Here is an 18,807-nt window from a genome sequence, read left to right on the forward strand (position 1 = left end):
GTTGTTTTGCAAATCTTTGATTGAAATAAAAGAACATCTCATCCATATATCAACAAAAAAAGAGAAGCAATGAAGCTTCTCTTTTTTGATATAAATTTTACAGTTCTATTTAATGATAAGTATACCACCACCAACGACAGTAGTTTTTAGGTTTTGGCTTAACATAATCACAAAGTTCGCCTCCATGTGTACTTGTACCATTTACGACAGTAAATACACCTCTTTCATACCCTGGTCCAATGTTTAAATAACAATTGGTTTTAATTTTAGTATAATAGCAATGCCCAATGTATATGTAGATATATTTTCCAAAAGAACCGTCATGGTTAATACCCTCTATAGAAAACTCCTCGCCTGGTTCTAAATACCCGTCAAATATTTTCTTACCATAACATGTGTTTTCATATTTTTGATATACTCTAACTCTCTTCTTTCTTAACCATTCGTATTTCAAAGTTAATTCATCTACATCTCCCTTGCAATCATCACATTGCTCTATTGGCTCAATATTAAAGTTGAAATCCATAATATATTTACGAGCTCCTGTGTCATCATCTGTTAACCAACCCCAAGTACTTAAGCCATAAGTTTCTGTACTGTTACTGTCAAATAAACTTCCGCCTTTACCAACTAATACACCTAAATGAGGAGTGTTGTCATCACTAGGATCTGGTCTTTGTTCTACACCAAAAGTACCTTCTTCCCAGCAATCTCCACCAGTTGCAGTAATAGTGCTACTTGAAGAATCAATCACATAATAATCTAAAATTGTATGATCTACATTTGTGCAGTCATTTTCTTCATCTTTAAAAGAACCGCCATTTTCTGGTGCACTAAAAGCTTCCCAATCTTTCTTATCTTTAAGCCAAACATTGATGTCTAAAACACATGAACCTAATTTAGTTTGTCCGCTGATGTTAGCAGTACCGTCAGTATAGGTTACAAACTTTAGTTGGTAGTCATCTTCAGATTTAAATAAACCATTGTTCCAGTCTGTCGGATGACTTGGCCACCAAAAATTAGCAGTAGCTTGGATACCATCACATCTATCGATATTTGAAACTTTGTATTCTTGTTCAATTTCTTTTGCATCACTAGAAGTTGATCTACTTGCTGAACCAAAAGTTAATAATCCTTGACTTGAATTTTCTCTTTTTGCTAAAACTTCACTTTCATCATTCATTTCGAAAGTAGGGTCTTCTTCTCCATCTGAGACTAAGATCTCAGCTTCTTGAGCTAATAACTCAGCTTCTGTTAGAACTTGTTCTTCTTCTATAGTTGATTGCTCAGAGTCATTTTGACACGAGAAGAAGATTACGGCTACACCAAGTAGCATTAGTAGATTTTTTTTCATAATTTAAAATTTGTGTTTATCAGATTAATAGTTAACTGGGGGTAAATTTATGAAAAGAGTAACCTGACTTATTAAATTTTTGTTAAATGCAATATTTTTTCGATTAATAGATAAAACCCAATATTATGGGGTTCAATAGATTAAAAGCTTTTTTTTTAGATAAATCGTAATTTGTTATCAATAAGCTTTTTGTGTTTGATAAGAAAATGGTTTACACTTTTAGTTGTCTTTTTTAGTTTTCAGGTATGTATTCATTTAGTTATTTTTAATGATTTAATTTTTGATTATGATTATAGATTTAAGAAGTGATACTGTTACAAAGCCTTCAAAAGAAATGTTAAAGACTATGATGAATGCAGAAGTAGGTGATGATGTTTTTAGAGAAGATACCACATTAAACAAATTAGAAAAGATGGTTGCGGAAATGTTTGGAAAAGAAGCAGCTTTATTTTTTCCTAGTGGAACGATGGCAAATCAAACAGCAATAAAGCTGCAAACACAACCGGGAGATCAAGTAATTTGTGATAAATATGCACATATCTATAATTATGAATCTGGAGGGGTTTCATTTAATAGTGGTGTGTCTTGTAATTTAATTGATGGACAACGCGGTATGTTTACAGCAAATCAGGTTGAAAAAGCAATAAATCCAGATGCATACTATTACAGCAAAACAAGTTTAGTTGAAGTTGAAAATACAACAAATAAAGGAGGTGGCGCCTGTTGGGATTTCGATGAAATCTTAAAGCTTAGAAAAGTTTGTAATAAAAATAATTTAAGTTTTCATTTAGATGGTGCTAGATTATGGAATGCTCTAGTGGCTAAAAATGAAACTACAGAGCAGTATGGGAAAGTATTTGATACTATTTCTGTTTGTTTTAGTAAAGGACTTGGTTGTCCTGTAGGCTCTGTTTTAGTTGGCAATCATAAAATTATGGATGAAGCAATAAGGATAAGGAAAATATTTGGAGGAAATATGAGACAAGCAGGTTATTTAGCAGCAGCAGCAATATATACTCTAGATCATAACATTGACAGGTTATCCGAAGATCATAGAAAAGCAAAAGAGATAGAGAGCGTATTAAATAAACTTTCGATAGTAAAACATGTGCAACCTGTAGAAACTAACATTATTATTTTTGAATTAAATCCAGATGTTAATGAGCAACAATTTATAGAGAAGTTAAGAGCAAATAACATTTTAATTATAGGAATGGGAGGAGGTAAATTGCGTATGGTAACACATTTAGACTATACCGATACTATGCATAAAAAGCTATTAAACTTCATTAAAACAATTTAAGTTTAAGCAATTTTTATTTGAACATATCCATTCCTGGGATATTAGGCATACCTTCTTTAGCTACAGCAGAAAGCTCAGTCTCGTTAATGTTGGTGGCCTTTTCTATAGCTTTATTTAAGGTAATAATTAAATAATCTTCAAGTTGCTCTTTGTCTTCTAATAACGAATCATCAACTTCTACAGATTTTATAGTTCTGTTAGCAGTTAGAGTAATCTTTAACAAGCCATCATTACTTTGTTCATCTACTAAAACTGTATCTAAACGCTTTTTTGTTTCTTCAACTTTTTTCTGGGTTTCTTTAAGTTTTCCCATCATGTTCATCATATCTCCAAACATAATCTTGTGTTAAATAAATTTGTAGAGTACAAAACTATTAAAATACATGGTATTTTTGATTTAAAAATTGTTAAAGTGGAAAAACATCTTAAGATTATTATACTATGCCTTATTTTTGCCTCCTCTTGTAAAGATGATAGACAGATGAAAAACACATTAGATAGCGTAGCTCCTCCAGTTGCAGACAAAAAACCACATAAACTTACTATACATAACGATACCAGAATAGATAATTATTACTGGTTGAATGAAAGAGAAAACAACGAGGTTTTAGATTATTTGCATGCCGAAAATGCTTACACTAAAGCAATGATGAAGCATACAGAGCGTTTTCAAGAAGCTTTATTTGAAGAAATGAAAAGCCGAATTAAAGAAAATGATACATCAGTACCGTATAAGTTGAATGGTTATTTATACATTACAAGATTTGAAACAGGAAAAGACTATCCTATTTATACTCGTAAAAAGGAAACTTTAGATGACAAAGAAGAAATAATGTTTGATTGCAATAAAATGGCAAAAAACCATACGTATTTTAGGTTAGGAGGGATTTCTATCAGTTCAGATAATACTATGGCAGCTTTTTCAACAGATATTGTCAGTAGAAGACAATACACTATAAAAATAAAGAATCTTAAAACAGGAGAAGTTTATCAAGATGAAATAAAAAATACCACGGGAAGTATTACTTGGGCAAATGATAATAAAACGTTGTTTTACACAAAAAAAGACGAAGAAACGCTTAGGTCTCACAAAATATATAAACATGTATTAGGTACTAAAACCAGTGAAGACACTGAGGTATATCATGAAACCGATGAGACATTCAATACTTATATATATAAAACAAAATCTAAGAAATATTTAGTGATAGGTTCTTCAAGTACTTTGTCAACTGAATACCGCATTCTTAATGCAGATACACCAGATGAAAATTTTAAGGTATTTCAAAAGCGATCTAAAGATTTAGAATATTCTATAGCTCATTTTGAGGATAGCTTTTATGTAGTTACAAATGCCGATGAATCAACAAATTTTAAACTATGTAAAACTCCTGAAACAAATACAGCTAAAGAAAATTGGGCTGACATTATTCCTCATAGAGAAGGTGTTTTACTTGAAGATATTGAGATTTTTGAAAATTATTTGGTGGTAAATGAACGCGAAAATGGATTGAATCAAATTAGAATTATAAACTGGCAAGGTAATGAAGATTATTATCTGCCTTTTGATAATAAAACTTATAACGCTTATATAGGTAATAATCCAGATTTTGCTAGTGAAACTTTACGCTATGGCTATAATTCTTTAACAACACCTAGTTCTGTTATCGATTATAATTTCAAAACAAAATCAAAACAGGTAAAAAAAGAACAAGAGGTTTTGGGAGGGAAGTTTAACAAAGAAAATTATGAGTCTAAGCGAATTTGGGCTACAGCTAGAGATGGCGTAAAAATTCCAATGTCTATTGTTTATAAAAAGGGTATTGAGCTGGATGGTTCTAATCCGGTTTTGCAATACGCATATGGTTCTTATGGTTCTACTATAGATCCATCGTTTTCTAGTATAAGATTAAGTTTATTAGATCGTGGTTTTGTTTATGCTATTAGTCATATTAGAGGCGGAGAATATTTAGGAAGAGATTGGTATGAAAACGGTAAATTACTCACGAAAAAAAATACTTTTACAGACTTTGTTGATTGTTCAAAACATTTAATTTCAGAAGGTTATACTTCAGCAAAACACTTATATGCTTATGGAGGTTCTGCTGGAGGTTTGTTAATGGGGGTAATTATCAATACAAATCCTGAATTATACAATGGTGTTTTGGCAGCAGTTCCGTTTGTTGATGTAGTAACAACAATGCTTGATGATAGTATTCCGTTAACCACTGGAGAATATGATGAATGGGGTAATCCTAACAAAGTAGAGTTTTATAATTACATGAAATCTTATTCTCCGTATGATAATGTTGCAAAACAAAAATATCCTAATTTGTTAGTAACAACAGGTCTACACGATTCTCAAGTACAATATTGGGAGCCTGCAAAGTGGGTTGCTAAATTGAGAGATTTAAAAACTAATAACAATACATTGCTGTTACATATTGATATGGATTCAGGACATGGAGGAGCTTCAGGAAGATTTGAAAGCTTAAAAGAAGTAGCCTTAGAATATGCTTTTTTATTAGATTTAGAAGGGATTAGGCACTAAAAAAAAAAATCCTTATTTTTGCCAAGTTTAAGTCATCATTTTGGATAATTTCAAATTGTTGATAAATTACATTTATGAAACAACAAAATAAAGTTTTTGACAATGTATTAGATTTAGTAGGCAATACACCGCTTGTTAAACTTAATCGCATCACTTCAAAACTAAAGGGTAAGTTTTACGCAAAAGTAGAATCTTTTAATCCTGGGCAATCTTCCAAAGATAGAATAGCACTTTACATAATAGATCAAGCTGAAAAGCAGGGCATATTAAAACCTGGAGATACTATAATTGAAACAACATCTGGTAATACGGGCTTTAGTTTAGCTATGGTAAGTATTATAAAAGGATATGAATGTATACTAGCAGTTAGCTCTAAATCTTCAGCGGATAAAATTGATATGCTTAAAACCATGGGGGCAAAAGTTTATGTTTGTCCTGCGCATGTAAGTGCAGATGATCCTCGTTCATATTATCAAGTAGCAAAACGCCTTCATGATGAAATGAAAGGATCGGTTTATATCAATCAGTATTTTAACCAATTAAATATCGATGCGCATTACGCTTCTACTGGTCCTGAAATCTGGAATCAAACAGAAGGTAAAATTACGCATTTAGTAGCATGTAGTGGTACGGGAGGAACAATCTCTGGTACAGCTAAATATTTAAAAGAGCAAAATCCAAACATACAAATCATAGGTGTAGATGCTTTTGGTTCTGTAATCAAAAAATATCATGAGACTCGTGAGTTTGATGAAAAAGAAATTTACCCTTACCGCATTGAAGGTTTGGGGAAAAATCTAATACCAGCTGCTACAGATTTTGATGCCATTGATGAGTTTGTTAAGGTAACAGACGAAGATAGTGCGCATACCGCTAGAGAAATCGCTAGAACCGAAGGTATGTTTGTAGGTTATACATCAGGGGCAGCAATTCAAGCTATTAAGCAGCTAGGCGCAGAGAATAGGTTTAAGAAGGGAGATCTAGTTATTGTTATTTTTCCAGATCATGGTTCTAGATACATGAGTAAAGTATACTCTGATAAATGGATGAATGATCAAGGGTTTTTTGATAGTATTCATGAAGAAGCTTCACAAAAAATTCAGTACATAAAATAGTAAGTAAATAAATACTTTTATACAAATGGTTTTTTGTTTATCGCAAAAAACCATTTCTTTTTTTATTTTGTCGATAATTGGAGCTTAAAAATTGTGCTTAAACCAGATAAATATTTAATTTTGCAGTAACTAACTAAGAACTTAAAACTTCATACCTAAACATAAAGAGCTGTAAAAAGTTCTAAAGAATTTATGTTTAATTTAGAGATATATTTAATAGTAGATGAAAGATTTATTTGATAAGATTTACAAGGATAAAGGGCCTCTAGGGAAATGGGCGGCTCATGCAGAAGGCTATTTTGTGTTTCCGAAACTTGAAGGGGAGATTTCAAACAGAATGAAGTTTCAAGGTAAAGAAGTGATTACATGGAGTATAAATGATTATTTAGGTTTGGCCAACCATCCAGAGGTAAGAAAAGTAGATGCTGAAGCTGCAGCAGAATATGGCTCAGCTTATCCTATGGGAGCTAGAATGATGTCTGGTCATACTAATCTTCATGAACAACTTCAAAATGAATTAGCTGCTTTTGTTAAAAAAGAAGCTGCTTATTTGTTGAATTTTGGATATCAAGGTATGGTGTCTACTATTGATGCTCTTGTTGCTAAAGATGATATTATTGTTTATGATGTTGATGCTCATGCATGTATTATAGATGGTGTGCGTTTACATATGGGTAAGCGTTTTACATACAAGCATAATGATGTAGATAGTTTAGAGAAAAACTTGGAGAGAGCAACCAAAATGGCAGAACAAACTGGAGGAGGTATTCTGGTGATTTCTGAAGGTGTTTTTGGTATGCGTGGAGAACAAGGAAGATTAAAAGAAATAGTAGAGTTAAAAAAGAAGTTTAAATTTAGACTTTTTGTTGATGATGCGCATGGTTTTGGAACTCTTGGGGCAACAGGCGCAGGAGCAGGAGAGGAACAAGGCGTTCAGGATGATATAGATGTGTATTTTGCCACATTTGCAAAATCTATGGCTAGTACAGGAGCTTTTATAGCTGGAGATCAAGAAATTATAGACTATTTGAAGTACAACTTACGTTCCCAAATGTTTGCAAAATCGTTGCAAATGCAATTGGTAAAAGGTGCTTTAAAGCGACTAGATATGTTAAGAACAATGCCTGAGTTAAAACAAAACTTATGGAATGTTGTTAATGCGCTGCAATCTGGTTTAAAGGATAGAGGTTTTGATATTGGAACTACGCAAAGTTGTGTAACTCCTGTATATCTTAAAGGAAGTATTCCAGAGGCAATGGCTTTAGTAAAGGATTTACGAGAAAATTATGGAATTTTCTGCTCTATAGTGGTTTACCCTGTGATACCTAAAGGTTTAATTTTATTAAGAATGATTCCTACTGCAACGCATACTTTAGAAGATGTAAGAGAGACTTTAGATGCTTTTGATGCTATTAGAGATAGATTACAAAACGGAACTTATAAACGCTTGTCTGCTGCAGTAATGTCAGCAATGGGAGAATAACTTTATAAACCTTTTCTATAAGTTTTTCGTTTTCTATATACTTTAGGAGCAAAATGCTTCCATATTTTTTGGATGGCAATGTTGTCCTCCAATTCTGGGGTTCTGTAGCAAGTTTCAATACCTTTTTCAGTAAACGTATGGTAGTATTCGTTAAAAATAACAGCGTGAATACCTTTATTTTGATAGTCTGGATGAATACCTATTAAATAGAAAATAACGTCTTTACTATGTTTTTTAGCTTTTAAAATATGTGTAAAACCAAAAGGGAATAGTTTACCATTAGCTTTTTTTAGTGCATTAGCATAAGCAGGCATTACAATAGCAAAACCTATTAGCTTGTCATCTTTATCTACAACAAACTTTATATATTCTGGATTGATGAAACTGATGAATTTCTTTTTAAAGTATGCTTTTTGAATATCTGTAATGGCAACAAAACTTGATAACTCGGCATAGCTTTCATTAAAGAGATCAAACATTTTATCAGCATAAGGCATTACCTCTTCGGTTTTTGTGAATTTAAGTGCTTTTAGCTGATATCTTCGTTTAATAAGCTCTTGCGCTTTCATAAAAGTTTCCGGATTCACATTTGAAAACGGAAATCTGCTTTCAATATAGCCTTTTTCAATCGCATATCCTGCGGCTTCATAGTGTTTAGTATAATAGGGATGATTATACCATGTTACCATAGGAACCATAGCATCAAAACCTTCATCAACAACTCCAACCTTATCTAAATTTGAAAAACCTACAGGGCCTTCTGTATACTCTAAATTGTTTTCTTTACCAATGGCTTCAACTTTATCTAGTAACGCTTTTGAAACTCCTATATCATCAATAAAATCAAACCAACCAAAACGCATTTTTTTTTGGTCTTGGCTTTTCACTTCCAGCCAATTTATAATAGCAGCTACACGACCTACAATAGTATTGTCTTTATATGCTAAAAATAAACGCGCATCAGCATCATTAAAAACAGGGTTTTCTTTTGTGTCAAAGGTTTTTAATTCTTGACTTATAATAGGAGGTGTCCAAAATTTAGAATCTTTATAAAGCTTAAATGGAAATTTTACAAAAGCTTTTAAGTCTCTTTTAGATGTTACTTCTTTAATTGTAATCATATACTATAACAAACAGTTAGGTTGTTAAAAATCTTCATCTTTTCGTTTTCTCTTTTTAACTTTCTTTTCTTCTGTATTTATGTCTTTTTTGCGTTTTTTCTTTTTCTTAGAGCCTTTGCTTCTATGTTTTCTTTCTAATTCTTCTTCAGCAGAATTGCCGTTATCAATATCTTTATCTTTATGAAAGTCAAATCTATATGAGGCCCCAAATGTTAGGTTTAAAACAGAAGGTGTATCTTTAGTGTTAAATGTTACTGCTGTGTCTAATTGAAAATTTTTATCCCATAAATAAGCACCACCAAAGCGTAACAAATTATCGGCATAGAAATCACTTTTAATACCTTGTGTTTCTCCAAATACTACCCATTTTGGGCTAAATGAATGCGTAAGGGTTAATATGTATGTGAAGTCAGACTGATCTGTGCCAATTCTATCTTTAATTAAATTCATCACGAACACCCAGCCTCCATTAAAATTATTCTGTGTAGCTATCATTATTTTTGGGCTAAAGCCTTCTATACCGGATGCAGTATAAGGGTTGTTTTTAGTATCGTAATTGGCACCAACATAAACTGCTACAGCAGGTATTAAAGATTTCCATTTAAAACTATGGTTAGCTTTCCAGCTATAAAGATTTGGTTTTTGACTTTCCGCATTTTTATAAGGGTCAAAAACAAGATATTTGGCCCCAACAGTTAGATATCTAAAGTTAGAACGTTTGTTTTCAGTGGTAAAGGTTGAAAAGTTAGTAAATGTGTCATTTTGATAATTGCCTTCAATGTTTATTTCTAACTCTTCTAAAAATAAGCCATATCTAGCTGAGAAATCAACACCCAAACCAGAGACTTCATATTTTGGTAAAGGTGTGCGCTCCTCTTTTAAGTAATAAGGGCCAACTTCAAACTGTAATACGTTTGTTCCCACAGAGAAAGCACTTCTGGACATACCAGGTCTATTTGAGTTTATAACCTCTGTATATTGCGCAAAAATTATGTTGCTGAAGATAAAAACAGAAGAAATAAGTATATGTTTTAAAGGTTTCATAGAGATGATTTAGGGTAATACTTTTTATGTATGTTAGGTTTGGTTGGGTTTCATTAATTTCAAATATAGATATTTTATCTTTTTTTTATGTTTTTTCAACGTTTTTTAAGTGGCTATAATTGTATTTTTGTACAAATTCATATTTATGCTACAAGAAGCATCCATTATTGGATTAATTAAAATTATTGGTATCATTTTACTCGTTTATTACGGAGTAAAAGTATTGTCTCGATTATTAACTCCTTTTTTGTTGAGATATGTTTCCAAAAAAGCTGAGGAGAAATTTGGTGGTCAGTTCAATCAACAACGCCATGAAGCCCCCAAAAAAGAAGGGGAGGTTACTATTGATAAGATACCAAATCGTAAAGCATCAAATAAAAATGTAGGAGATTATGTGGATTACGAAGAAATTGACTAATTTCCGCTTTTAGTGTTTTAACTTTTTCCCATGCAATTTTTACTAAAGAAATCACTTTCGCATTTACTCATTTTATTAGGTTTTGTAGTTGTTTCGTTGTTGTATTTTAATCCTGTTCTACAAGGGAAACAGATATATCAAAGCGATATTGTTCAATACATTGGTATGTCTAAGCAACAAAAGGACTTCAAAGCTAAAACAGGAGAGGAAACCTATTGGACCAATAGTGCATTTGCAGGGATGCCTACCTATCAACTAGGAGCGAGGTATCCTCATAATTATATAAAAAAGTTAGATTTAGTATTACGCTTTTTACCTAGACCAGCAGATTATTTGTTTCTTTATTTGTTGAGCTTTTATATTCTTCTTATAGTTTTGAAGGTTGATTTTAAGTTAGCTGCATTAGGAGCTTTAGCTTTTGGGTTTTCAACATATTTGATAATAATACTTGGTGTGGGCCACAATAGTAAAGCTCACGCTATTGCTTATATGCCGCTGGTATTAAGTGGTATTCTATTAGTGTTTCAAAAACGATATATCATAGGTTTTCTTGTAACAGCAGTAGGAATGGGGTTAGAGTTGGTGGCGAATCATTTTCAAATGACATATTATTTGCTGTTTCTGGTTGTGGTTTTGGGGGTTGCCTATTTAATAGATGCTTTTAGGAAGCAAATGTTGCCGCATTTTTTTAAATCTATTGGTATTTTAGTAGGGGCGGTGGTTTTAGCAATTGGTTTAAATGCTACAAATGTATTAGCAACCCAAGAGTATGTAAAGCATAGTACAAGAGGTAAGAGTGAGTTAACGATAAATCCAGATGGTTCTTCTAAACAAGTAACTTCGGGTTTAGATAAGGATTATATCACTCAATTTAGTTACGGTATCACAGAAACATTCAATTTGTTTATACCAAATTTTATGGGAGGTGGCACCTATGATAATGTTGGTAAAGATTCTGAAACATATAATTTTTTTAGAAAACTAGGAGCTTCTCCAGGTCAAGCAATGGAGCAGGCGGAGAATGCTCCAACGTATTGGGGAGATCAACCTATTGTAGAAGCGCCAGCTTATGTGGGAGCAGTAATTTTATTCTTGTTTGTTTTTGCGTTATTTTTATTGAAAGGACGTTTAAAATGGTGGTTATTGGGAGGTGTATTGTTATCATTATTGCTCTCTTATGGTAAGAATTTAAATTTTTTAACTAACTTTTTTATTGATTATGTGCCTTTGTATAATAAGTTTAGAGCGGTAAGTTCCATTCAAGTGATATTAGAATTGTGTATTCCTGTATTAGGAGTTTTTGGTTTGGTAAGATTGTTTAATGATTTTAATAAAGAGGAAGAAAAGCTAAAAGCATTAAAGTATACTACGGGGATTGTTGGAGGACTAGCTTTAATATTTCTATTATTTGGATCTTCCCTGTTTGAATTTGTTGGTATCAGGGATGGGCAATATATTCAAAATTATGGGCAAGGTTTTAGTCGGGTTATAAAAGAGGATAGAAAGTCTATTTTTACTGCAGATGTATTAAGGACATTGGTTTTAGTTTTGTTTTCAGCAGGATTAATTTTAGGGTATTTGAAGGGGAAAATAAAAGATCAATGGGTAATTATCGGTTTTGCAGCTTTAATTTTGTTTGATTTAGTTGGTGTAAATCGACGGTATGTAAATGAAGATGATTTCGTATCATCTATAAAAATGAATAAGCCGTTTTCTGCCAATGCAGTTGATAAGCAAATTCAGGAAGATAAATCACACTTTAGAGTATTCGATTTAGTTTCAGGGCCTTCAAAACCTTCGTATTTTCATAATTCCTTAAATGGTTACAATGCGGCAGAATTAAAGCGTTACAGAGAGGTTTTTGACTGGTATGTGTCTAGAAATAATATTAATGTGATGAATATGCTTAATACCAAGTATATTATTGCTCAAGATGAAAAAGGTGCTATTTTTCCTTATGTTAATGATGAAGCTAATGGTAATGCATGGTTTGTTGAAAAGTTAATTAGAGTCTCTTCAGCAAATGAAGAGATAAAGCTTTTAGATAGCTTGAATAATAAAACAACCGCTTTAGTTGATATTGAGAACTATAATTCTGATTTAAAGGATACATTTCAAGTTGATTCTATAGCAAGTATTCAGCTTAAAGAGGTTAAGCCAAATTATTTAAAGTATGTCTCCAATAATGAAGAAGTCGGTTTTGCAGTGTTTTCCGAAATTTATTATCCACATGGTTGGAAAGCTACAATTGATGGTAAGGGAGAAAATTTCACAAGAGTAAACTATATTTTAAGAGGTATGGAAATTCCTGCTGGTAAGCACGTAATAGAGTTTAAGTTTGATCCAGATGTAGTTAAAACAGGAAGCGGTATCTCATTAGCAAGTTCTGCATTATTAGCTGTTTTGCTTTTACTTGGCGTGTTTTTTGAGTTTAAGAAACAAAAAACGAGTGCGTAAAAAAGTACTCATAATAGCATATTATTGGCCGCCAGCTGGAGGCCCTGGTGTACAACGTTGGCTTAAGTTTGTAAAATACCTTCCCGATTTTGAGATAGAACCAATAGTTTTTGTTCCAGAAAATGCTAACTATCCAATAATAGATACTAGTCTTGAAGCAGAAGTATCAAATAAAATCAAAGTTATAAAACTGCCTATTTCAGAACCTTATAAATTTGCTAAACTCTTTTCTAAAGGAAAAACTGATGTTATCAGTAAAGGTATTATTAGTGAAAATAAAAAACAGTCTTTAGTTGAAAAACTAATGCTTTTTGTAAGAGGTAATTTTTTTATTCCAGATGCAAGAGTGGGGTGGGTAAAACCTGCTACTTCTTTTTTGAAAGATTATGTTTCTAAACATAATATTGAGACTATTGTTACTACTGGGCCACCACATAGCATGCATTTAATTGGCTTAAATTTAAAGCAAAAACAAGGAGTAAAATGGTTGGCAGATTTTAGGGACCCATGGACTACTATTGGGTATCATAAGCAACTAAAGCTCACTAAAGCTTCTCAAAAGAAACATAAATCTTTAGAAAAACAGGTGTTAAATAAGGCTGATCAGATTGTGGTAACATCATTTGTAACTAAACAAGAGTTTCAACACATAACTAAACAGCCAATTGACGTCATTACTAATGGGTATGACGACGAAACGTCAGTAGAAGTTAGTATGGATTCTAAATTTACAATATCTCATATTGGGTCTTTACTATCCAAACGGAATCCTGAAATTCTATGGAAAGCGCTTTCGGAATTGGTGGCTGAGTATGATGATTTTAAAGAAGATTTTCAGTTAAATCTTGTTGGTTTTGTGAGCGAAACAGTGTTAAAAAGTATTAAAAAATTTATTTCAACTTATAGTATTAATGAGGTGGGGTATGTTTCTCATTCAGAATCTATTAAATTTCAGAAAAAATCTCAAATTTTATTGTTAATTGAAATTGATTCTGAAGATACTAGATGTATTATTCCAGGAAAACTTTTCGAGTATATGGTTTCTAATAGGCCTATAGTGGCAATTGGTCCCAGGGGATCAGATATAGAACATATTGTTAGAAAAACTAACACAGGAGTATTCTTTGACTATCAAAATTTAAAATCACTTAAAAAAACTATATTAGACTATTATAAGCTTTATAAGAGTGGCAGTTTGCAAACTAATCCAATTGGATTGGAATTTTACCATAGAAGAACACTCACACAAACTTTATCAAAGTTATTATAATGGGTATCGTAGTATCTCAATCACTTAAAAATATCATTTCCACTTATATAGGTTTTGCTATTGGTGCTATAAATACACTGTTTTTGTACACCAACTTTATGAGTGATACCTATTATGGTATTGTTGGTTTTGTATTGTCTGCTGCTTATGTTATGATGCCATTGGCTGCATTTGGTGTATATAATACGCTAGTTAAATTTTATTCGCAATTTAAAACAAGAACTTCGTTAAATAGCTTTTTAACGCTAATGCTATTCTTGCCACTAGTGGTAATTATACCACTAGCTTCTATAGGTTATTGTGGATATGATGTAATTGCTGGTTTTTTATCCACTGAAAACCCTGAGATAAAAGATTACTTTTGGCACATTGTGATAGTGGCTTCTGCTTTAGCTTATTTTGAAGTATTTTACGCTTGGGTTAAGGTGCATCTCCAAACGGTTCTTGGTAACTTTATGAAAGAAGTTTTCCATAGAGTAGGTACAATGATGTTGTTGTTTGCTCTATATCTTGGTTTTATACAAGTAAACCAATTTATAACAGGTTTAGTGGTGGTTTATGTTCTAAGAATGTTAGCAATGATGATATATGCCTTTAATGTGTATCCGCCGGTTATAACATTTAAAAAAGTTAATAACTTAAAAAGTATATTAAATTATTCTTTACTTATAATAATTGCAGGTTTAGTAGCTACGCAGCTTTTGGATATAGATAAAGTAATGTTAGGTAAGTTTATACATGCTAAAAACATAGCTTATTATAACGTAGCTGTTTTTATAGCAGCAGTAATTGCTGTCCCTCAAAGGGCAATGCATCAAATATTATTGCCAATGTCTGCAAAATATTTAAACGAAAAAGACATAGATAGTTTGGCAGATTTATATAAGCGTAGTTCATTAAACTTATTTATAATAGGAGGCTTAGTTTTTTTACTTATCGTTTTAAATATTAATCAACTGTATTATTTAATAGCAGACGAGTACCGTGTGGGTTTATATGTAGTGCTTTTGATTAGTGTTTCAAGATTATATGATACTTTGCTTGGGAGTAATAATGCTATATTGTTTAATAGTGATTATTATAAGGTGGTGCTAGTAATGGGGATTGTAATAGTGTTTTTAATGGTTTTATTGAATATTATATTAATTCCAATATATGGATTAAATGGAGCAGCTTTGGCAACTTTTATAGCAGTATGTCTTTACAATACATCAAAAGTTTATTTTGTGTACAAGGCATTTAAAATAATACCATTTACAATAAAAACCCTAAAATCGGCAGCGGTTTTATTTTTTATGGCTATTGCGTTTTATTTTTGGGATTTTGGATTTCATCCTGTTTTGAATATAGTATTGAAGTCTATTTTAGTTACCATTGTGTTTTCTTTAGTTGTTTACAAATTGAATTTGTCAGAAGATATTAAAATACTTGTAGATAAAGTTTTGAAGAAATAGTTTAAAAGAAAACCCCACGATGTTGCTTTGAGGCATACATATCGCAGGGCTTTCCAACTAACCAACCAAAATTTATTTATCTTCTTCTACGGGTAGAATTAGATGATGTATTATTGTTTCTAGAAGTATTTCTACTTTGTGTTGCTCTAGAATTTACTTGTCTTGTATTCCTTGCTACTCGAGTAGCAGGTTTGGAGCTTCTTGAAGATCTGGTAACTGTTTGTCCAGAACTTCTATTTGTGTTTTGTCTGTTATATATACGAGTGTTATTTGCTTTTGGTTTTTTTGCAATCGTAGTACTTCTTTGCCTTGTTATTTGCTGAGACGAATTCCTTTTAGGTACTTGCCTCACAGTAGTACTAGTTCGCTTTTTAACAACTTGTTGGTTGCTATTTCCACGCGTTCTATATTGAGAATTTCTATTGTTTATAGAGCTCTCACGTCTCACAGTGTTATTTCCTCTATTTTCAACTCTAGAATTTGTTTTGTTAATACTTCTATTTTGAGCAGTTCTATTAGTATTTGTAGCAACTCTTCTAGAATTATTATTTTTAACGGTATTAGCTCTAGAAATCGATCTTCTGTTATTAGCAACAGTATTTACTTTTGTTCTGTTTCTTACATTTCTGTTAACTGTAGCGTAGTTTCTGTTTCTTACAATTTTATTTCCTCTTCTTGTAGCAATCGCAGTTCTAGGTCTAAAATTATTTCTAAAAGGTCTTTTATATACATATCTTACGGGCGTGTAAAATTGTCTATATGGCCTATTGTATACAACACAATGGTTAAATACTGGGGCGCTATAAAAACTATGCCATGGTCTAAAAACATAAGAGCGATTCCATCTATTAATAAATCCAGTATAGTGTGAAAACCTATTAAATCTATTATAGTGTACATAAAGACCTCCAATACGGTTTACGCGTCCAAAGTTATTGTAAAATACATTTACGTTTCCAACTTGAATAACACGACCATAAAAATCATAAAACACAGGAGTGTTTTCAATTTGAATAATGGCACCAAATTCATCATACTGTACATAGGCATTATAGTTAAATCCAGAGTTGAAAGTGATGTTAGCATTCCTATTTCCAATAGAAATAGCTAAATCTGGCTGATATCTTAAAATATTAAAATCAAACTGTCCATCTGGGAATACTGAAAATTCAATACCGTTTTCAATAAATATGAAAGAGTTGCCGTAACCTCTGTAAAATGTTGATACAGTATTATTTTCTAAATTGGTTGTAGCGGTAGCAGAAAATCCTCCTAGGATTATTGCTGCAAAAAATAAGATAAACTTTTTCATAATTGTTAAATTTTATGGGTTCGATAATGTAATTACAAACAGCATGCCAAAAAATTAAGTTGTTGATTTTAAGGGTGTAGTGTTATTTTTTGTGTCTGTTATTTTTATTAATTTTATAAAGCATTAAAACGTTTATGGTAAAATCTTTGGAAACATGTAAAAATTGTGAGCAACAATTTAACAATGCATTTAATTTTTGTCCGCATTGTGGACAACAGGCTAAAGATGATTTAACAGTAAAAGTGTTATTCTACAATACTATAAGTAATTACTTTTCTTTTGATGCTCGTTTTTTTAAAAGCTTCTTTCCGTTATTATTAAAACCAGGTTTTATTGCTAAAAAATTTGTAGAAGGTAAGCGTTTAAGGTACCTACATCCTGCACAAATGTATTTGTTTATTACTGTTGTGTTTTTCTTTTTATTTTCTTTTGTACAGCGTAGCCATATTAAGGGCTTGAATGAGAAATTGGCAAAGACAAATACTGTGGAACATATTGTTGAAGAGCATGTTAAAGATTCAATTAAGAAAGAACGTGCTGAACAAAAACGTAGTAGAGACTCAGTAATAACTAATGCTATTACAGGAGCATTGGAAAATAATAAGTTTATTACTGGAATATCAGATGCTCAAATAGATTCAATAGCTAAAGCAGAAAAGATAAATGCTGATGATATGATGTCTTTTGATTTTAATACTAAAAGAGTTGACTCCTTGATACAGCTTAAAGCTGCTGATAGTGTTGTTTATAGTGCTATGGGTATGAGTGATGAGCCTGGGTATTGGGAAAAACGTATGTATGCCCAAGCCTTAAAGTTTTATAAATCGAGAAAAGGTGGTAGTATTCTTGGAGCATTTTATGACGCTATTCCTATTGCTATGTTTTTCTTATTGCCAATTTTTGCACTCATATTAAAGATATTATACTCTAGAAGAGGGATGTATGCTCATCATCTTGTTTTTAGTTTTTATTATTTTTCATTTCTTTTTACTGTATTTAGTATTGTGATAGTCGTAAATTTTTTAATAGATATCCCAAATTGGTTGGATTTTTTAATATTACTTTCAACTTTTATTTATTTAATAATTGCGCTAAAAAGATTTTATGTTCAAGGGTGGTTTAAAAGCTTATTTAAAGCAGGGGTAGCCTCATTTATTTTCTTGTCTATGGTAATTCCTTTAACTTTTGGAGTGCTAAGTGCATTTGCCTTTTTGTTTTATTAAAAGTGTCTTTAAATTTATAACTAATTGGTTTTTAAATAATTATTTATTAAGTTTAGCATAGCTAATCAATAATTTTAATCATGAAAAAATCAATTTCCCTCGTTGCAATTTTATTAATTGCTATTAGTTTTACATCTTGTAGAGTGATACACGTCGATGCTGGTTATTCTAATGCAGCTGATAGATTTAGTGTTGAAAGTGGTAATGCCGCTCCTGCAACAACTTCGCTTTTACAAAAATCAAATAGTGCAAGTAAAGTTTCAGAAAGTTCTAGTGTTTTATTAAGTAATTCGACAACTACAACTAAATCTGGGTTTTATATAGGTGTGGCGGCAGCTGATATTGAATTGTCAGAGAACTTCAAATTTCAGCCAGAAGCTAGATTTATTATAGTAGAGGATTTAAATCAAATTAATGTGCCTCTATTAATAAAATACAATGTGGCAGAAAAAATAAATGCCTATGCAGGACCTAGTTTAGGATACTTGTTGGATGCTCCAGCTGGATTAAAATCGGTAAATTTTGGTGCAAACATAGGAGCTTCTTATGATTTAACAGATAAATTTTTTCTTAATGCTAGATACGATTTGGGTTTAGCTGATTTGTCTGAAAGCTCTTTCAGCAAAGTTAAATTGAGTAATTTACTGTTTGGAGTAGGTTATAAGTTGTAGTTTTTAAGGTATTTAATAATAAAGGGGATTT

At 31.7% G+C, this 18,807-nt stretch carries 15 protein-coding genes; 10 read left to right on the forward strand and 5 right to left on the reverse strand.

What is annotated here, in order from left to right; genetic code table 11:
* Nucleotides 1-109: 109 nt before the first annotated feature.
* The gene (locus EYD46_RS04720) at nt 110-1,354 is read right to left on the reverse strand and encodes a hypothetical protein (protein ID WP_130935914.1); all 1,245 of its coding nucleotides are present in this window, start codon (nt 1,352-1,354) and stop codon (nt 110-112) included.
* Nucleotides 1,355-1,640: 286 nt separating this feature from the next.
* Here EYD46_RS04720 and EYD46_RS04725 point away from each other — a divergent pair, with 286 nt between their 5' ends.
* On the forward strand, nt 1,641-2,657 hold the full coding sequence (locus EYD46_RS04725) for a threonine aldolase family protein (protein WP_130935915.1): 1,017 nt from the start codon (nt 1,641-1,643) through the stop codon (nt 2,655-2,657).
* Between the two features lie 13 nt (nt 2,658-2,670).
* Here EYD46_RS04725 and EYD46_RS04730 read toward each other — a convergent pair whose 3' ends face one another.
* The gene (locus EYD46_RS04730) at nt 2,671-2,994 is read right to left on the reverse strand and encodes a YbaB/EbfC family nucleoid-associated protein (protein ID WP_130935916.1); all 324 of its coding nucleotides are present in this window, start codon (nt 2,992-2,994) and stop codon (nt 2,671-2,673) included.
* A 144-nt stretch (nt 2,995-3,138) separates the two neighbouring features.
* Here EYD46_RS04730 and EYD46_RS04735 point away from each other — a divergent pair, with 144 nt between their 5' ends.
* From EYD46_RS04735 to EYD46_RS04745, 3 genes are all read left to right on the forward strand, one after another.
* Nucleotides 3,139-5,208, forward strand: a complete 2,070-nt coding sequence (locus EYD46_RS04735) for a S9 family peptidase (RefSeq protein ID WP_130936235.1) — start codon at nt 3,139-3,141, stop codon at nt 5,206-5,208.
* A 74-nt stretch (nt 5,209-5,282) separates the two neighbouring features.
* Complete coding sequence (locus EYD46_RS04740; protein WP_130935917.1) at nt 5,283-6,323, forward strand: PLP-dependent cysteine synthase family protein; 1,041 nt, start codon at nt 5,283-5,285, stop codon at nt 6,321-6,323.
* Between the two features lie 223 nt (nt 6,324-6,546).
* The gene (locus EYD46_RS04745) at nt 6,547-7,806 is read left to right on the forward strand and encodes an aminotransferase class I/II-fold pyridoxal phosphate-dependent enzyme (protein ID WP_130935918.1); all 1,260 of its coding nucleotides are present in this window, start codon (nt 6,547-6,549) and stop codon (nt 7,804-7,806) included.
* A gap of 2 nt (nt 7,807-7,808) precedes the next feature.
* Here the strand turns inward: EYD46_RS04745 and EYD46_RS04750 are convergent, their stop codons facing one another.
* The gene (locus EYD46_RS04750) at nt 7,809-8,927 is read right to left on the reverse strand and encodes a GNAT family N-acetyltransferase (protein WP_130935919.1); all 1,119 of its coding nucleotides are present in this window, start codon (nt 8,925-8,927) and stop codon (nt 7,809-7,811) included.
* Between the two features lie 24 nt (nt 8,928-8,951).
* Nucleotides 8,952-9,971, reverse strand: a complete 1,020-nt coding sequence (locus EYD46_RS04755; protein ID WP_130935920.1) for a transporter — start codon at nt 9,969-9,971, stop codon at nt 8,952-8,954.
* 145 nt (nt 9,972-10,116) lie between these two features.
* Between EYD46_RS04755 and EYD46_RS04760 the strand changes: the two genes are divergently transcribed.
* Genes EYD46_RS04760 through EYD46_RS04775 form a run of 4 tightly spaced genes read left to right on the forward strand, consistent with a single transcriptional unit; the run spans nt 10,117 to nt 15,570 of the window.
* Complete coding sequence (locus tag EYD46_RS04760) at nt 10,117-10,389, forward strand: DUF4834 family protein (protein ID WP_130935921.1); 273 nt, start codon at nt 10,117-10,119, stop codon at nt 10,387-10,389.
* A gap of 30 nt (nt 10,390-10,419) precedes the next feature.
* Nucleotides 10,420-12,846, forward strand: coding sequence for a YfhO family protein (locus EYD46_RS04765; protein WP_130935922.1), 2,427 nt, complete (start codon nt 10,420-10,422; stop codon nt 12,844-12,846).
* Nucleotides 12,839-14,116, forward strand: coding sequence for a glycosyltransferase family 4 protein (locus EYD46_RS04770; RefSeq protein WP_229731279.1), 1,278 nt, complete (start codon nt 12,839-12,841; stop codon nt 14,114-14,116). Before EYD46_RS04765 ends, EYD46_RS04770 begins: the two co-directional genes overlap by 8 nt.
* Nucleotides 14,116-15,570, forward strand: a complete 1,455-nt coding sequence (locus tag EYD46_RS04775) for an oligosaccharide flippase family protein (protein WP_130935924.1) — start codon at nt 14,116-14,118, stop codon at nt 15,568-15,570. Before EYD46_RS04770 ends, EYD46_RS04775 begins: the two co-directional genes overlap by 1 nt.
* Before the next feature lie 76 nt (nt 15,571-15,646).
* Here the strand turns inward: EYD46_RS04775 and EYD46_RS04780 are convergent, their stop codons facing one another.
* A complete protein-coding gene (locus EYD46_RS04780) occupies nt 15,647-16,882 on the reverse strand; it encodes a hypothetical protein (protein ID WP_130935925.1) in 1,236 nt (411 codons plus the stop codon).
* Nucleotides 16,883-17,016: 134 nt separating this feature from the next.
* Here EYD46_RS04780 and EYD46_RS04785 point away from each other — a divergent pair, with 134 nt between their 5' ends.
* Both EYD46_RS04785 and EYD46_RS04790 read left to right on the forward strand, forming a co-directional pair.
* The gene (locus tag EYD46_RS04785) at nt 17,017-18,105 is read left to right on the forward strand and encodes a DUF3667 domain-containing protein (protein ID WP_130935926.1); all 1,089 of its coding nucleotides are present in this window, start codon (nt 17,017-17,019) and stop codon (nt 18,103-18,105) included.
* Between the two features lie 80 nt (nt 18,106-18,185).
* The gene (locus EYD46_RS04790; protein ID WP_130935927.1) at nt 18,186-18,776 is read left to right on the forward strand and encodes an outer membrane beta-barrel protein; all 591 of its coding nucleotides are present in this window, start codon (nt 18,186-18,188) and stop codon (nt 18,774-18,776) included.
* The last annotated feature ends 31 nt before the right edge of the window (nt 18,777-18,807 follow it).

This window comes from Hyunsoonleella pacifica (assembly GCF_004310335.1).
GTDB lineage: Bacteria > Bacteroidota > Bacteroidia > Flavobacteriales > Flavobacteriaceae > Jejuia > Jejuia pacifica.

Excerpts from the sequence above, each read along its gene's own strand:
- EYD46_RS04755 (WP_130935920.1), bottom strand. The coding sequence starts at position 9,971 with ATGAAACCTTTAAAACATATACTTATTTCTTCTGTTTTTATCTTCAGC.
- EYD46_RS04760 (WP_130935921.1), top strand. The coding sequence starts at position 10,117 with ATGCTACAAGAAGCATCCATTATTGGATTAATTAAAATTATTGGTATC.
- EYD46_RS04775 (WP_130935924.1), top strand. The coding sequence starts at position 14,116 with ATGGGTATCGTAGTATCTCAATCACTTAAAAATATCATTTCCACTTAT.
- EYD46_RS04750 (WP_130935919.1), bottom strand. The coding sequence starts at position 8,927 with ATGATTACAATTAAAGAAGTAACATCTAAAAGAGACTTAAAAGCTTTT.
- EYD46_RS04780 (WP_130935925.1), bottom strand. The coding sequence starts at position 16,882 with ATGAAAAAGTTTATCTTATTTTTTGCAGCAATAATCCTAGGAGGATTT.
- EYD46_RS04745 (WP_130935918.1), top strand. The coding sequence starts at position 6,547 with ATGAAAGATTTATTTGATAAGATTTACAAGGATAAAGGGCCTCTAGGG.
- EYD46_RS04765 (WP_130935922.1), top strand. The coding sequence starts at position 10,420 with ATGCAATTTTTACTAAAGAAATCACTTTCGCATTTACTCATTTTATTA.
- EYD46_RS04740 (WP_130935917.1), top strand. The coding sequence starts at position 5,283 with ATGAAACAACAAAATAAAGTTTTTGACAATGTATTAGATTTAGTAGGC.
- EYD46_RS04785 (WP_130935926.1), top strand. The coding sequence starts at position 17,017 with ATGGTAAAATCTTTGGAAACATGTAAAAATTGTGAGCAACAATTTAAC.
- EYD46_RS04725 (WP_130935915.1), top strand. The coding sequence starts at position 1,641 with ATGATTATAGATTTAAGAAGTGATACTGTTACAAAGCCTTCAAAAGAA.
- EYD46_RS04790 (WP_130935927.1), top strand. The coding sequence starts at position 18,186 with ATGAAAAAATCAATTTCCCTCGTTGCAATTTTATTAATTGCTATTAGT.
- EYD46_RS04735 (WP_130936235.1), top strand. The coding sequence starts at position 3,139 with ATGAAAAACACATTAGATAGCGTAGCTCCTCCAGTTGCAGACAAAAAA.
- EYD46_RS04720 (WP_130935914.1), bottom strand. The coding sequence starts at position 1,354 with ATGAAAAAAAATCTACTAATGCTACTTGGTGTAGCCGTAATCTTCTTC.
- EYD46_RS04730 (WP_130935916.1), bottom strand. The coding sequence starts at position 2,994 with ATGTTTGGAGATATGATGAACATGATGGGAAAACTTAAAGAAACCCAG.